The sequence below is a fragment of the Pseudorhodoplanes sp. genome (assembly GCF_050250235.1).
Taxonomy (GTDB): domain Bacteria; phylum Pseudomonadota; class Alphaproteobacteria; order Rhizobiales; family Xanthobacteraceae; genus Pseudorhodoplanes.
On sequence record NZ_JBFWPA010000075.1, the window covers coordinates 1 to 13,414 of the forward strand.

Genomic DNA, 13,414 nt, shown 5'->3' on the forward strand with positions numbered 1-13,414 from the left:
CGCGATACCGGCGTCGGCATGAGCGAGAAGGACATCGAGACCGCACTGCAGCCGTTCCGCCAGCTCACGACCTCGCCGCGGACCGACGCCAACGGCACCGGGCTCGGCCTGCCGCTGACCAATGCACTGGTCGAAGCGAACCGCGCGCGCTTCTCGATCAAAAGCGCCGTCAACGCGGGGACGCTGGTCGAGATCGTGTTCCCTGCCGGGCGCGTTCTTCCCGAATAGCGGTATGGTCGCGGGCGGCGCGCGGCGAGACCCGGCCAGCCTGCATATCCGGCATTCCGGTTCGGGACCTCGGTCTCGCTTCGGCTGACTTCCGCCACAGACATTGCTAGGGTTGATTTCGGGCGCAGCGAGCGATCGCTCCGTCGGGAGTGCGTCAATGGCGATGCTGCGCGTCTTTTTGACCGTGCTGACGCTGATTTCGTCAGCGCTGCCCGCGCGCGCCGCGGAAATGGTCGACCTGCTCCTGGTGCTGGCCGCCGATGTGTCACGCAGTGTCGATCATCCGAAGTTTCAGCTTCAGCGTGACGGCTATGCGGCCGCCATCACCGATCCGCGCGTGATCAACGCAATCATGTCGGGCGCAAACCGCAAGATCGCGGTCTGCTTCGTCGAATGGTCCGGTGCCGGCGCGCAGAAAATCGTCATCGACTGGACTCTGATCGACGGCCTGGAAGCCGCGCGCAAGTTTTCCGATTCACTCGTCGAGGCACCGCGCTCCTTCGCGGACCGCACCTCGATCTCCGGCGCGATCGATTTCTCCATGCAGATGCTGGCGCGGGCGCCGTTCGAGGCGCCCCGGCGCACCATCGACGTATCGGGCGACGGCACGCACAATTCCGGGCGCGGTCTGCTTGCCGCGCGGGAGGATGCACTCGCGCAAGGCGTCACCATCAACGGGCTCGTCATCCTGAGCGACAAGCCGCTTCCCTGGAACCCGGAACACACCAATCCGCCGGGCGGTCTTGCCCGATACTTCCAGGACAACGTGATCGGCGGACCGGGTGCATTCGTCACCGTGGCAGAAGGCTTCAAGTCCTTCGGACAGGCCCTGATCTCGAAGCTGATCGCCGAAATCGCGTCGTCTCCGCCGCCCGCGACGACCGGCCTTGCCGCGCATCCGTGAGGCATTTGGCTGCAGCCCCGCAGCCGTTCGCACCGAGATTTTCGGGACCGCCAAAGGCTCAATCCCTTCAAGCGTCAAACGCCTTGTTTCGATCGATTCCAGACTGCTGCACTCTGGAATCATTCCAACCTATTGATCTAACATTGGAATTTGGCTTGACGCTGTGTGTTCCCTGACCATTAGCTCTGCGAAAATCCAACCGGGAGAGCACCGATGTCAAAGACCCGCATGTTGGCCGTGGCGGCCGCAAGCGCGATTGCAATTGGACTGCCAAGTCTGGCTGCAGCCCAGGGAGAAGTGAACGTCTACACCTATCGCGAGCAGAAGCTCATTCAGCCGCTGTTCGACGCCTTCACCAAGGACACCGGCATCAAGGTCAATGCGATCTCGGCTTCGTCCGGCCTCGATCAGCGGATCAAGACCGAAGGCGCCAACAGCCCCGCCGACGTGCTGCTCACCGTCGATATCGGCCGGCTGGAAGATGCCGTCCAGGCGGGCATTACGCAGCCGATCAAGTCGGACGTCATCGACAAGGCGGTTCCGCCGCAATATCGCGATCCGGAAGGTCACTGGGCCGGCATCTCGATGCGCGCGCGCGTGATCTACGCCTCGAAGGATCGCGTGAAGCAGGATGCGATCACCTATGAAGAGCTCGCCGACCCGAAATGGAAAGGCAAGATCTGCATCCGTCCCGGCAAGCACATCTACAACAATGCGCTGATCGCCGCGGTCATCGCCAAGCACGGCGAGGCGAAGGCCGAAGAATGGCTGAAGGGCCTGAAGGCCAATCTGGCGCAGAAGCCTTCCGGCGGCGACCGCGATCAGGCGCGCGACGTCGCAGCCGGCAAATGCGATCTGGGAATCGGCAACACCTATTACTGGGCGCTCATGACCAAGGATCCCAAGCAGAAGGGCTGGACCGAGGCCACCAAGGTGATCCTGCCGACCTTTGCCGGCGGCGGCACCCATGTGAACCTGTCCGGCGTCGTGCTCGCCAAACACGCTCCGAACAAGGCCAACGCGATGAAGCTGATCGAGTGGCTCGCCGGGGACAAGGCCCAGCACATGTACGCCGACAGCGTTTACGAATATCCGGTCAAGGCCGGCATCGAGATCAATCCGATCATCGCAGGCTACGGCAAGCTGAACGCGGATCCCATGCCCATCTCCAAGATTGCCGAATTCAAGAAGGCGGCCGCCAATCTGGTCGACAAGGTCGGATTCGATAACTGACACGCCCGCTCGGCCGATTTCTCGCCGTACCCGCGTCAAGCGGCCGGGCGGCCAAATGAAGATGCCTGAGTGATGCTCGCAACAGGCAGCGAAGCAATCCGGGCGCCGCGATTCCTTTCGCGGCGCTCGCATCTTTTTGCGATGCTGCTGGTCGCCCTGCCCGCCGTTGCGGTGCTCGCACCGCTGCTCAGTCTCGCCGTCATTGCCCTCGGAGGTGACGCGGAAATCTGGCCACATCTTGCGGCCTATGTGCTGCCGACCGCGATCTATCAGACAACGTTGCTGCTCGCAGGCGTTGCGGTCATCGCGGCAATCGTCGGGATCGGCACGGCCTGGGCCGTCACCGCCTATCAGTTTCCGGGGCGCGATGCCCTGTGCTGGCTGCTGCCGCTGCCGCTGGCGTTCCCGACCTATATCGTCGCCTATGTCTATGTCGACATTTTCGATCCGATCGGCCCGGTACAGCAGTTGTATCGTGCCATGTTCGGATACCAGACCGCCGCGGAATACTGGTTTCCGTCGATCCGTTCGCTGCCCGGCGCGATTTTCGTCATCGGCATCGTGCTCTATCCTTACGTCTTCCTCGCGGCACGGGCGATGTTCCTGACCCAGAGTGCGTCGCTGATCGAGGTTGCGCGTACGCTCGGCGCTTCGCGCCTGGGGCTGGTGCGGCACGTGGCGCTGCCATTGGCGCGTCCGGCGCTCGCTGTCGGGCTGTCGCTTGCCCTGCTGGAAACACTGAACGACATCGGTGCCAGCGAATATCTCGGCGTCCAGACACTGACGCTGTCGATCTACAACACCTGGATCAATCGTTCGAGCCTGCCCGGCGCCGCGCAGATCGCCTGCGTGATGCTGATCGCCGTGATCGCACTCATGGCGCTGGAGCGGCATGGACGGCGCCACCGGCGCTTCATCGTATCGAGCCGCAACGGGCGTATCGTTTCGCGCATCCGTCTCACGGGCCGCACCGCATGGTTCACGCTTGCGCTGTGCCTTCTGCCGGTGCTGCTGGGCTTTCTGCTGCCGGCCGCGCGCCTCACTCACGAGGTGATCGGCCGCGGCCTGATCTATGGCTTCGATTCCGACCTGATCGGCCATACCGCGACGACGGTGATGCTGTCGGCGGCGGCGACCGTGATCGCGATTGCACTCGGCCTCTCCGCCGCCATCGCCGTGCGAATGGTGCGCTCGCGCATCGCCAGCGGCACGATCGTGGTAGCGGGGCTCGGCTATGCAGTCCCGGGCACCGTGCTTGCGCTCGGATTGCTGACCCCACTGGTCGGCATCGACAATCTGATCAACGCTGCCTCCCGCCTGTTCGGCGGTCCGCCGCTCGGTCTGATATTTGCCGGATCGAGCGCGGCACTCATCGTCGCCTATGTGATCCGCTTTCTTGCCATCTCGACCGGCTCGGCCCAGGCGGGACTTGCCCGCATCCCGCACGAGATCGACGACGTCGCGCGCACGCTCGGCACAAGGCCACCGGGGATCGCCTGGCTGATCCATCTCCCGCTGGCGCGACCGGCACTCGGCGGCGCGGCGCTGCTGGTCTTCGTCGATTGCCTGAAGGAACTGCCGGCGACGCTGCTGCTGCGACCGCTCAATGTCGAGACGCTGTCGACCTACATCTATCAGTTCGCCACGCGCGGCAATTTCGAGGAGGGCGCGCTGGCCGCGTTGCTGATTGTTGCGGTCGGAATCCTGCCGGTGATCCACCTCACCCGCTTTTCCGAGATTGCGCCGGCGCCGATCGCGTCTTCTTCGCGCTGAGCCATTGGTCCAGGCATTTTGTTTTCGAGAGCCGGCGTCGGCTTCGCTCGAAAACGCGCCGATGGTCAGTTGCCGAACAGCTTCCAGGCGAAGGTATAGGTCAGGCCGAGCTTCGCTGTGTACTGGTTGGCATCGCCGACCTGCACGATCGGCGAGTCGGCGGCGTCACCGATCAGTTTCTCGTAGATGAACTCGCCGCGGACCGCCCATTGCGGAGCGAACTCGTAGCGCGCGTTGAATTCGGCGCCGACGCTCTTGAAGCCGCCACCGGGCGAGAAGGCTGCGAGCGTACCGGACAATGCCGATTCGGCCGGCGTCACCCCGAAATAGGTTTCCATGTAATCGCGATTGGCGAAGGTCGCGCGCGGACCGACCGACCAGCGGAAGACCTCCGTCGGCCGGAAGATGAAGTCGAGGCCGGTTTCGCCGACGATGCCGCTATGGCCGCCGAGCCCGTAGCGGACGGCGACCCAGGGACGGACCCAGTCGAACGTGTAGCCGACCTTGGCGCCGAGTTCGAAGGTCATGTCGACGTCGTTCAGGCCGAACAGTTCCGGATAGTCGGACGCCTTTCGTTCGGACTGCAGGTTGAAGGACGGGCCAAAGGACCAGCCCTGCTCGCTGGTTCGGGCATTCTTCACCACGCCGAAGCCGGGCAGCTGGAGATAATGCAGGGTGACGAAGCCGGTCGGCCAGACCTCGTAATTCTTGGCGCCCGGATAGTCGGGCCGCACCTGCGCGCCGGCACCGAGCTCGATGATGATGTCGTAGGGCTGCTCGACAACCACCGGCGCGCGCGCGGGGGCTGGCGGAATGTCGGCCGCCGTCGCGGGCGAGCCGACCAGAATCAGGACGCCTGCGAGGGCCGTGGACGCAAGGATCGCGAGCGAATGGCGGGGCGAGCGTGAGGATTCCATGCTGGCTGCTTAACAGCTCCTCCATTAAGATTTGGGTAAAATCGTACACTGCGGCAAAATTTGCGCGAACTGTGCTCTGGGCGCGTCACCCGAGGCCGTCAGAGCCGCCAACAGGCGCCCCAGCCAAGGCTGCCAGACCGAGGGGACGAGCGCCCGGATACCTTCTCCCGCCGCCGGTCCTGTGCAGCGGCGATCCGCATCAGGCCATTGCGGATTATCAGTCCGGACGTGCGAACCAAGCCCTTGATGGGTTAGCCTTCCTGCCGCACTCTCACGTCCCGCCTTGGAGCAACAATGGCCGAAGAGAAGACCGTCCGCCGGATCCTGCATTTCAAGTTCACGCTGCCGTCGGCGGACAATGCGCATTTCCTCGCCATGCTGAAGTCGGCGAAGCCCTATGCCACGATCTTCGGCGAGGTGAAGGTGCGCTATCTGCAGAATGCCGACGACCGCGCGAAAATCCTCCAGATCATGGAATACGACGCGCCGAAATCGATCGAGGCCAACCGGCAGTCGCTCGCGTCCGACCCCCGGGTGCAGGCCTATCTGCAGGTCTGGCGCTCGATGGCGCCGAATGTGGAAATGGACGTGTATCAGGAGCTTGAGGGCTAGCGAGGCTGCGTAGGGTGAGCCAAGGCGTGCCCGCACCGCAATCTGCGAATCGTCGGCGAACTTCCTCACCCAGTCGTGCAATTGCGATGGGTCCAAACCGAGGTCATACGAAGCCCGCACCTGGTGTCCCGAATCCGAAGTTCGCATGATTTTGCCGCACCTCCTTTTGCGAACTTCGGATTCGCAGGACACCGAAGCGCGCTGATTCTATTCTGGTTTGGATCGGAAGTTCGCTTGACCAAGTTGCATCGATAATGAAGCGGACTTCCGATCCACCACACTGGGTCACACCCGATCCTTGATCAGGCGTCCGCGACAAGCTCGAACTCGCGTATAAACTTCCCCATGACCAGCCTCCGGTCCCATCAAAACGCCTAACCCGGCGTCCTCCGCGTGCGGACCATATTTGCCGGATGGTATCAATGGGTGGTATGAAGTGCTGTAGTGGCCTTATCCGGGCCGCGCGAATGGAAATCCGGCCGCGTGAGTGGAAACAAGAGGATAGCCATGCTGCGGATTTTCGGAATTGCTCTTTTCGGGATCGCGCTATTTGCCACTGATGCAGATGCGGATCGCTACGATGATTGCCAGAACGAAGACGATATGGCTGTGGTCATTCGCGGCTGTACTGAAATTATTCAACGCGACCGGACAACAAAGGCGCGGATATTTGCTTACACCAACCGCGGAAACGCCTATTCCATTCAAGGTCGTCACGACGAAGCTGTTGCTGATCTCACGAAAGCAGTCGAGCTGGCCCCAAAAGACCCAAACCGCTTTTACAACCGCGGAGATGCTTATCGCGACAAGGGTGACAACGAACGCGCCATTGCCGACTACACATCTGCGATCAAGTTGCGTAGCGACTTCAGGTACTTCACGAATCGAGGCCTGGTGTACGCAAAGCAGGAGAAACTTGACTTGGCGTTGGCCGACTTCAGTCAAACGATCCGCATGTCTCCCACATCTGCGGGAGCGTATATGCGACGCGCCGAAATCCAGTCCAGGCGAGGCGATTTGGACGCGGCGATCCGGGACCAAACAAAGGCTGTAGAACTAACAAAGGAGCGCCTTTGGAAACGGTTGGCCGAGGCCGACCTGCGTCTGTTTCAATCGCGCGAGGCAGATGCGATAGCCATCTTGCGCGAGGTGTTGGCGGATAAGGGAACTGACGAGACGGATACAAGCGCAAAAGAGGAAGCGAAAGAAAAGCTGGAGAAGCTCACGGCTGCATCCGGCGGGGCAGCAAATGAGCAGGAGCCAGGCAAGCAGGAGCCAAGCAAGCAGGAGTTAAGCAAGCAGGAGCCAAGTAGTAAGCAGGGTTCAAATGAGCCGGACAGGATCGAAGTCGGGCGCGTTTACAATTTAGAGCTTGCGGCCGAACCCGCCCATTTTGAAACCCTGTTTTTCCAGGGATTGGAGCAAGCTGGCGGCATGCGCGCGACCATTTCCGTGGTGAGTCTTGGAAGCCACCCGACTTACTTGCCCAAACTCACTGTCGCAGTGGCGTCCACTCCAGAGGACATTCAGGGGAAATCGACAATTTACACGAGATGGGTTTTGGCGCTTCGGGGTAAAAGTCCAATGTCCGTCGAGGCGATGAAATTCCAGGGGGACAGGCGCGCCGACAAAGGACAGGATCACCATCACCGCGTTTTCAATAGAAAACTGCGCGCCGATCAAAGCATTAATATCGATGTTTCCTGGGCCACCGCCGGTAAGATCGTTTTCACAATCGACGGCAGCGAGAAGCATGAGATTCCGCTTTCGGAGTCCGTGAAATACCTCCTCCTCGCCCCAAGCACTGGCACGTTCAAACTCGACGACATGATCTTTCGAAAGGGGCGTTAGCACTTAGAAAGCTGGCAGTTTCGGCAACCGCTTTGGAGTTCGGCCGACCTCACTGTGGGTCAAAAGCGGTCCCATTCACCGGTCAAGAGTTTTTAGTGTGCCGTTATCCAAGCCGCTTGAGTCGTAATTGGAGGATGGAAATGCTGCGGATTTTTGGAATTGTATTTTTCGGGATCGCGCTGGTTGCAACTGATGCAGATGCGGATCGCTACGATGATTGCCGAAACGAAGATAATACGGCCGTTGTCATTCGTGGCTGTACCGAAATTATTCAACGCGGCGCCCGAGAATCAGTGACGATACGGGCATCTGCTTACAACCTCCGCGGAAACGCCCATTTCAGCCAAGGTCGTGGTGACGAAGCTATTGCTGATTACACGAAAGCAATCGAGCTGGCCCCAAAAAACCCTGCCCATTTTTCCAGGCGCGCAAATGCTTTTTTCGAAAAGGGTGACAATGAACGCGCGATTGCCGACTACACATCGGCGATCAAGTTCGGTAGCAGACAGGGTTACTTCATGCGTCGAGGCCAAGCGTACGCAAAGCAGGAGAAGCTTGATTTGGCGGCTGCCGACTTCACTCAAGCAATCAAAATGTCGCCATGGTCGTTACCATATGCGCTACGCGCCGAAATCGAGTTCCGGCGAGGCGATGTGGACGCGGCGATCCGAGACCAAACAACGGCTGTAGGACTTATGCGGGAGCGCCTTTGGAAACGGGTGGAAGAGGCAAATTTGCTTCTGTATCAATCGCGCAAAGCAGAGGCGATAGACATCTTGCGCGAGGTTTTGGCGGATAAGGGAACAGACGAGCCGGAAACAAGCGCAAAAGAGGAAGCGAAAGGAAAGTTGGAGAAGCTCATGGCTGCGTCCAGCCGGGAGCCAAGCAAGCCGGAGCCGAGCAAATCAGAGCCAACCAAGCAGGAGGCAAGTAAGCAGGAGGCAAGCAAGCAGGAGCCAATTGAGGCGGACAGGATCGAGTTCGGGCGCGTTTACAGCTTAGAGCTTGCAGCCGATCCCGCCTATAGTGAAGTTCTATATCTTCAAGGACTCGATGAAGCCGCCGGCATGCGCACGACCATTTCCGTGGTGAGTCTCGGACGCCATCCGGTCTGGTTGCCCAGGTTGCTTATTCGCGTGGCGTCCACTCCTGAGGCCATTCAGGAGAAAGGAAATACTTTCACGACCTGGAATTTCGCGATTTCGGGTCAGAGTCCAATGACTGTCGATGCTGAGAAATGGCAGGTCGTCGGCGTGGGCAAGACGCTGAATCATCGCGTTTTCAAAAGAAAGCTGCGCGCCGACCAAAGTATTAATGTCGACATTTCCTGGGCCACCGCCGGGAAGATCGTTTTCACAATTGATGGCAGCGAGAAGCATGAGATTCCGCTTTCGGAGCCCGTTAAATATCTCGCCATCGCGCGGAGCACCGGAACGTTCAAGATCGACGATATGATCTTTCGAAAGAGGCGTTAGCACCTCGAAAGCCGGCAAGCTTTAGCATCGTCTGGAGCGCGGCCAAGACGCAGGCCGAGGGACAGCGTGCGCCTAACTCCGCAATTCCGCCAGCCCCTCATACAGCTTGAGCGCCTCGGGGTTCGCGAGCGCCTCGGTATTCTTCACCGGACGGCCATGCACGACGTCGCGCACGGCGAGTTCGGTGATCTTGCCCGACTTGGTGCGCGGGATATCGGCGATCTGGATGACCTTGGCCGGCACGTGCCGCGGCGAGGCGCCGGTGCGGATTTTCTTTTTGATCGTGTCGCGCAGGGCATCGTCGAGCGTGATGCCCTCCCTGCAGCGCACGAACAGCACCACCCGTACGTCGTTGTCGAAGTCCTGGCCGATCGCGATCGCTTCCAGCACCTCCGGAATCTGCTCCACCTGTGCATAGATTTCGGCGGTGCCGATCCGCACGCCGCCGGGATTGAGCGTCGCATCGGATCGGCCATGGATGATCAGCCCGCCATGCTTGGTCCATTCGGCGAAATCGCCATGGCACCAGACATTCGGGAAGCGGTCGAAATACGCGGCGTGGTACTTCTTCCCGTCCGGATCGTTCCAGAACATCACCGGCATCGAGGTGAAGGGTCTGGTGCACACCAGTTCGCCCTTCTCCTGCTCGACATGCTTGCCGTCGTCGGACCACACATCGACGGCCATGCCGAGACCGGCGGCCTGGATTTCGCCGCGATACACGCGCGCCGTCGGATCGCCGAGAACGAAGCAGGACACGATGTCGGTGCCGCCCGAGATCGAGGCCAGGTGCAGGTCGCGCTTGATGTCGTCATAGACGTAATCGAAGCTTTCGGCCGCAAGCGGTGAGCCGGTGGAGGTCATCACCCGCACCGACGACAGGTCGTGCGTCTTCGCCGGATGCACATCGGCTTTCTTCAACGCATCGATATATTTCGCCGAGGTGCCGAACAGCGTGATCTTCTCGTCCTGTGCATAGTCGAACAGCACATCCGGCTTCGGTGCGAAGGGTGAACCGTCCCACAGGATCAGGGTGGCACCGGCGCCGATGCCGGACACCAGCCAGTTCCACATCATCCAGCCGAGCGTGGTGAAATAGAACACGCGGTCGCCGTCACGCACGTCGCTCTGCAGCCGGTGCTCCTTGAGATGCTGCAGCAAGGTGCCGCCGCCGCCATGCACGATGCATTTCGGCACGCCGGTCGTGCCGGACGAATACAGGATGTAGACGGGATGATTGAAGGGCAAGCGCGTGAAGGTCACCGGCTTCGCCGCGAAGCCCTTCAGGAATGCATCGATCGTGATCGCGCGCGGAACCTTGGCGGCGACCGCGTCTGCGGTCTTGAGGTAGGAAACGATGACCACTTTCTGGGCGGTCGGAAGCTGCCCAGCGATGGCGGTGAGCCGTTCCGTCAGGTCGATCGCCTTGCCGTTGTACCAATAGCCGTCGACCGCGATGAAAATCTTGGGCTCGATCTGGCCGAAGCGGTCGAGCACGCCGCGCTCGCCGAAATCGGGCGAGCAGGACGACCAGATCGCTCCAAGCGACGTGACCGCGAGCATCAGGGCGACCGATTCGGGCAGATTCGGCAGCATGGCGGCGACGCGATCGCCCTTGCCGATTCCGGCCGCGGCCAGAGCCTGTTGTGCGCGCGAGACGAAGGCATGCAGGTCGTCCCACGACCAGCGGTAGGAGACCTTGTCCTCGCCGCGGAACACCATGGCGTCGCCGGGACCGGTCTTGCGCAGGAGGTTCTCGGCGAAATTGATCTGGGCATCCGGGAAGAACGTCGCGCCCGGCATTCTGCCGCCATCGACCAGAAGACGGCCGCCCTTCTCGCCGATCACACCGCAATAATCCCAGATTCGGTCCCAGAACAGGTCCGGATGCGCCACCGACCACGCGTGCAAGTCCTTGTAATTTCTCAGGGCGAGGCCGTGCCGGGCATTGACCTGCCGCATGAAATCCATGACCTGGCTCGCGTTCGCGCGCTCAGGGCTTGGCGTCCAAAGCGGTGTGTCGTTCATTGCAGTCCCCCTCCGGCCGAATGAGTGTACCCGGCCCCCATACATCAGAAAAATAGCGCAGATCGGCGCGCCGCGGCAGGCCACGAAAGCGTCACAGAGGGATGGTGTCTTGGGCATGCGCAAGGTTGCGCCGTGCGTCCCATGGCCCCTATAGTTCGGCCGCCTCGAAACCGGAAAACATGACGTTGTCAGCGGTCACTGGCCTCAAACGCCTGGCTCTCGCGGTTGTCGCCCTGATTTTGGGCGTATTTGCCGCACTGGCAACAGTATCATTCCTGATCCCCAAGGATCACGTACGTGAGGCTGTGAAATCCGAAATTCGGGCTGCGACGGGCCTCGACCCGCTTCTGCGCGGGGACGTGTCGGTTTCACTATTCCCCTATGGCCAGGTGACGCTCTCGGACGTGTCGCTCGGTGACGGCCCGGGCGAGCCGCCGTTGCAGGCGACCCGTCTGGTGGCACGGCTCAGTTTTCTGCCGCTCTTGATGGGGCGAATCGACATTGCCGATATCACCTTGGGAGAGCCGCGCATTCTGGTGACGGTTGACGGCAATGGCCGCTCAAACTGGGGACGACTCCTGTCCTCGCACGGGCGCAATGTCGACTCCGAAACGCCGTCCTTCTCCGAAATCCGCATCAACCGCGGCACGGTGGTGGTGCGCGACGACTACCGCAAGATCTACGAGTATGTCTCGGAGGCCGATCTTTCGCTGGCGTGGCCGGCAATCTCGCGCAGCTTCGCCGTCACCGGCAACGTCCGGTACCGCGGCGAGCCGCTTGAAATCGGTGTTACGCTCGCCAATTTTTCCAGCGCGCTGCAGGGTGAGCGCTCGGCGCTGAAACTTCGCGTCGCAGGCGTCCCGTTCAAGTTCGCCTTTGACGGCGCGATGGCAACGCGACCGACCCTGAAAATCGAAGGCACTACCTCGGCCGATTCGCCCTCGCTGCGGCGCGCGATGCTCTGGCTCGGCAAGAGGCCGCTGCCCGGCGGCGGCTTCGAGCGGCTCTCGCTCAAGGCGCAGACCAACATCGTCGGGGGCACCATCGCGCTCTCGCAGGTCAATCTTGAACTCGACGGCAATGTGGCCGAGGGTGTGCTGACCTTCGCCGCTGACGGCCGCCAGACCCTGCAGGGAACGCTTGCGGTCGACCATCTCGACCTCACCCCGTATCTGTCGACCGTGCGGCTCTTGACGGCCGCAGAGCGTGATTGGAACCGCGCGCGACTCGATCTCGAAGGCCTGGCGACCGCCGATCTCGACTTGCGGCTGTCGGCCGGCAAAGTGACCATCGGCTCCTCCAGCCTCGGGCGCACCGCGGTCGCCACCAATCTTCGCGCCGGCAAGCTTGGCGTGACGATCGGAGAATCGCGTGGCTTCGGCGGCGTGATCCGCGGCAGCATCGGTCTTGCCAGAGGCGAGCAAGGCGCGACCTTTGCCGCGCAGGTCCAGTTCGACGGCGTCAATCTGGAACGCTGCATCGGCGAATTGTTCGGCGTCCGGAGGATCGACGGCAAGGGGAACCTGACGCTGTCGCTTGAGGGTACCGGTTCGAGCGTCTATGCGCTGACGCGAACCCTCGACGGCGAAGCCACCCTGTCCATGAACAAGGGTGCGCTGACCGGACTGAATGTGGAGCAATTGCTGCGGCGGCTAGAACGACGCCCGCTCTCCGGCGGCAGCGAATTCCGGACCGGCCGCACGCCCTTCCAGTCGCTTTCGGTGCGCATGAAGATTGCCAAGGGCAACGTGACGGTCGAAGACATGGACCTGCGCGGCACGGCGGTGCGGCTTGCGCTTGCCGGCGAGGCATCGATCCCCGCCCGCGATCTTGACCTGAAGGGCGTCGCCACCCTGATCGCGGCAAACGCCAATACCAAGCCGTTCGAATTGCCTTTCGCGGTTCAAGGCTTGTGGGACGACCCGCTGTTGTTGCCAGATGCGCAGATCCTGATCCAGCGGTCGGGCGCCGCCGCCCCGTTGCTCGAAGCCCTGCGCGCACGGCGGGATGCGGCGCGCGTACCGTCCGCAACGCCTGCCACGCAGCCCGGTTCACCCGAAACAAATGCAGCGGTGCCGTCGCCGCTATCGCTGCCACTGACGAAGCAAGGCTCGACGCTCCCGCCCGCACCTGCAATGCCCGCGCCGGCCGTCGGCTCTGCCGTATCCAGCACGCCCGCTTCGGCGCCAGCGGAGGCAAGGCCGCAAACGCCCCCGGCTACCCGCAGCGCTACCGCTAGCTCCGAGACGGAGGCCGCGGCACCGGTCGACACTGGCGCTGCTCCGGAGCGTGACGTCACACCTGCCGGCCCCGTCAGTTCCGATCCTGCGTTGGCGCCGGCCGAAAAAGCCGAATAAACTCAAGGCCTCTCCAGGCCGCCTACGCCATCCATG

The 13,414-nt window shown here is 61.7% G+C and carries 10 protein-coding genes; 8 read left to right on the forward strand and 2 right to left on the reverse strand.

Going from position 1 to position 13,414, the window contains the following annotated elements; genetic code table 11:
• The 4 genes from AB7F49_RS25495 to AB7F49_RS25510 form a co-directional block, all read left to right on the forward strand.
• A partial coding sequence (locus AB7F49_RS25495) for a sensor histidine kinase (RefSeq protein ID WP_428527613.1) occupies window positions 1-228 on the forward strand: 228 nt, incomplete at its 5' end.
• 157 nt (window positions 229-385) lie between these two features.
• Window positions 386-1,132: a DUF1194 domain-containing protein gene (locus AB7F49_RS25500; protein ID WP_428527615.1), complete on the forward strand. Its 747-nt coding sequence runs from the start codon at window positions 386-388 to the stop codon at window positions 1,130-1,132.
• 213 nt (window positions 1,133-1,345) lie between these two features.
• On the forward strand, window positions 1,346-2,365 hold the full coding sequence (locus AB7F49_RS25505; RefSeq protein WP_428527617.1) for a Fe(3+) ABC transporter substrate-binding protein: 1,020 nt from the start codon (window positions 1,346-1,348) through the stop codon (window positions 2,363-2,365).
• A 72-nt stretch (window positions 2,366-2,437) separates the two neighbouring features.
• Window positions 2,438-4,138, forward strand: coding sequence for an ABC transporter permease (locus AB7F49_RS25510; protein ID WP_428527661.1), 1,701 nt, complete (start codon window positions 2,438-2,440; stop codon window positions 4,136-4,138).
• A gap of 65 nt (window positions 4,139-4,203) precedes the next feature.
• Here the strand turns inward: AB7F49_RS25510 and AB7F49_RS25515 are convergent, their stop codons facing one another.
• The gene (locus AB7F49_RS25515; protein ID WP_428527618.1) at window positions 4,204-5,055 is read right to left on the reverse strand and encodes a MipA/OmpV family protein; all 852 of its coding nucleotides are present in this window, start codon (window positions 5,053-5,055) and stop codon (window positions 4,204-4,206) included.
• A gap of 294 nt (window positions 5,056-5,349) precedes the next feature.
• On the opposite strand from AB7F49_RS25515, the gene AB7F49_RS25520 reads away from it, so the two are divergent.
• From AB7F49_RS25520 to AB7F49_RS25530, 3 genes are all read left to right on the forward strand, one after another.
• Complete coding sequence (locus AB7F49_RS25520) at window positions 5,350-5,667, forward strand: hypothetical protein (RefSeq protein WP_428527620.1); 318 nt, start codon at window positions 5,350-5,352, stop codon at window positions 5,665-5,667.
• 507 nt (window positions 5,668-6,174) lie between these two features.
• Window positions 6,175-7,518 (forward strand): tetratricopeptide repeat protein, encoded by a 1,344-nt coding sequence (locus tag AB7F49_RS25525; protein ID WP_428527622.1) that lies wholly within the window; start codon window positions 6,175-6,177, stop codon window positions 7,516-7,518.
• Window positions 7,519-7,658: 140 nt separating this feature from the next.
• Window positions 7,659-8,993 carry a tetratricopeptide repeat protein gene (locus AB7F49_RS25530; protein WP_428527624.1) on the forward strand — a complete coding sequence of 445 codons (1,335 nt, stop codon included), beginning with the start codon at window positions 7,659-7,661 and terminating at the stop codon, window positions 8,991-8,993.
• A gap of 72 nt (window positions 8,994-9,065) precedes the next feature.
• Here AB7F49_RS25530 and AB7F49_RS25535 read toward each other — a convergent pair whose 3' ends face one another.
• A complete protein-coding gene (locus tag AB7F49_RS25535; protein WP_428527626.1) occupies window positions 9,066-11,021 on the reverse strand; it encodes an acetoacetate--CoA ligase in 1,956 nt (651 codons plus the stop codon).
• A 179-nt stretch (window positions 11,022-11,200) separates the two neighbouring features.
• On the opposite strand from AB7F49_RS25535, the gene AB7F49_RS25540 reads away from it, so the two are divergent.
• Window positions 11,201-13,378, forward strand: coding sequence for an AsmA family protein (locus AB7F49_RS25540; protein WP_428527628.1), 2,178 nt, complete (start codon window positions 11,201-11,203; stop codon window positions 13,376-13,378).
• Window positions 13,379-13,414 lie beyond the last annotated feature (36 nt).

Coding starts and splice junctions, on each gene's coding strand:
- AB7F49_RS25505 (WP_428527617.1), top strand. CDS start 1,346: ATGTCAAAGACCCGCATGTTGGCCGTGGCGGCCGCAAGCGCGATTGCA.
- AB7F49_RS25520 (WP_428527620.1), top strand. CDS start 5,350: ATGGCCGAAGAGAAGACCGTCCGCCGGATCCTGCATTTCAAGTTCACG.
- AB7F49_RS25525 (WP_428527622.1), top strand. CDS start 6,175: ATGCTGCGGATTTTCGGAATTGCTCTTTTCGGGATCGCGCTATTTGCC.
- AB7F49_RS25500 (WP_428527615.1), top strand. CDS start 386: ATGGCGATGCTGCGCGTCTTTTTGACCGTGCTGACGCTGATTTCGTCA.
- AB7F49_RS25535 (WP_428527626.1), bottom strand. CDS start 11,021: ATGAACGACACACCGCTTTGGACGCCAAGCCCTGAGCGCGCGAACGCG.
- AB7F49_RS25510 (WP_428527661.1), top strand. CDS start 2,438: ATGCTCGCAACAGGCAGCGAAGCAATCCGGGCGCCGCGATTCCTTTCG.
- AB7F49_RS25530 (WP_428527624.1), top strand. CDS start 7,659: ATGCTGCGGATTTTTGGAATTGTATTTTTCGGGATCGCGCTGGTTGCA.
- AB7F49_RS25515 (WP_428527618.1), bottom strand. CDS start 5,055: ATGGAATCCTCACGCTCGCCCCGCCATTCGCTCGCGATCCTTGCGTCC.
- AB7F49_RS25540 (WP_428527628.1), top strand. CDS start 11,201: ATGACGTTGTCAGCGGTCACTGGCCTCAAACGCCTGGCTCTCGCGGTT.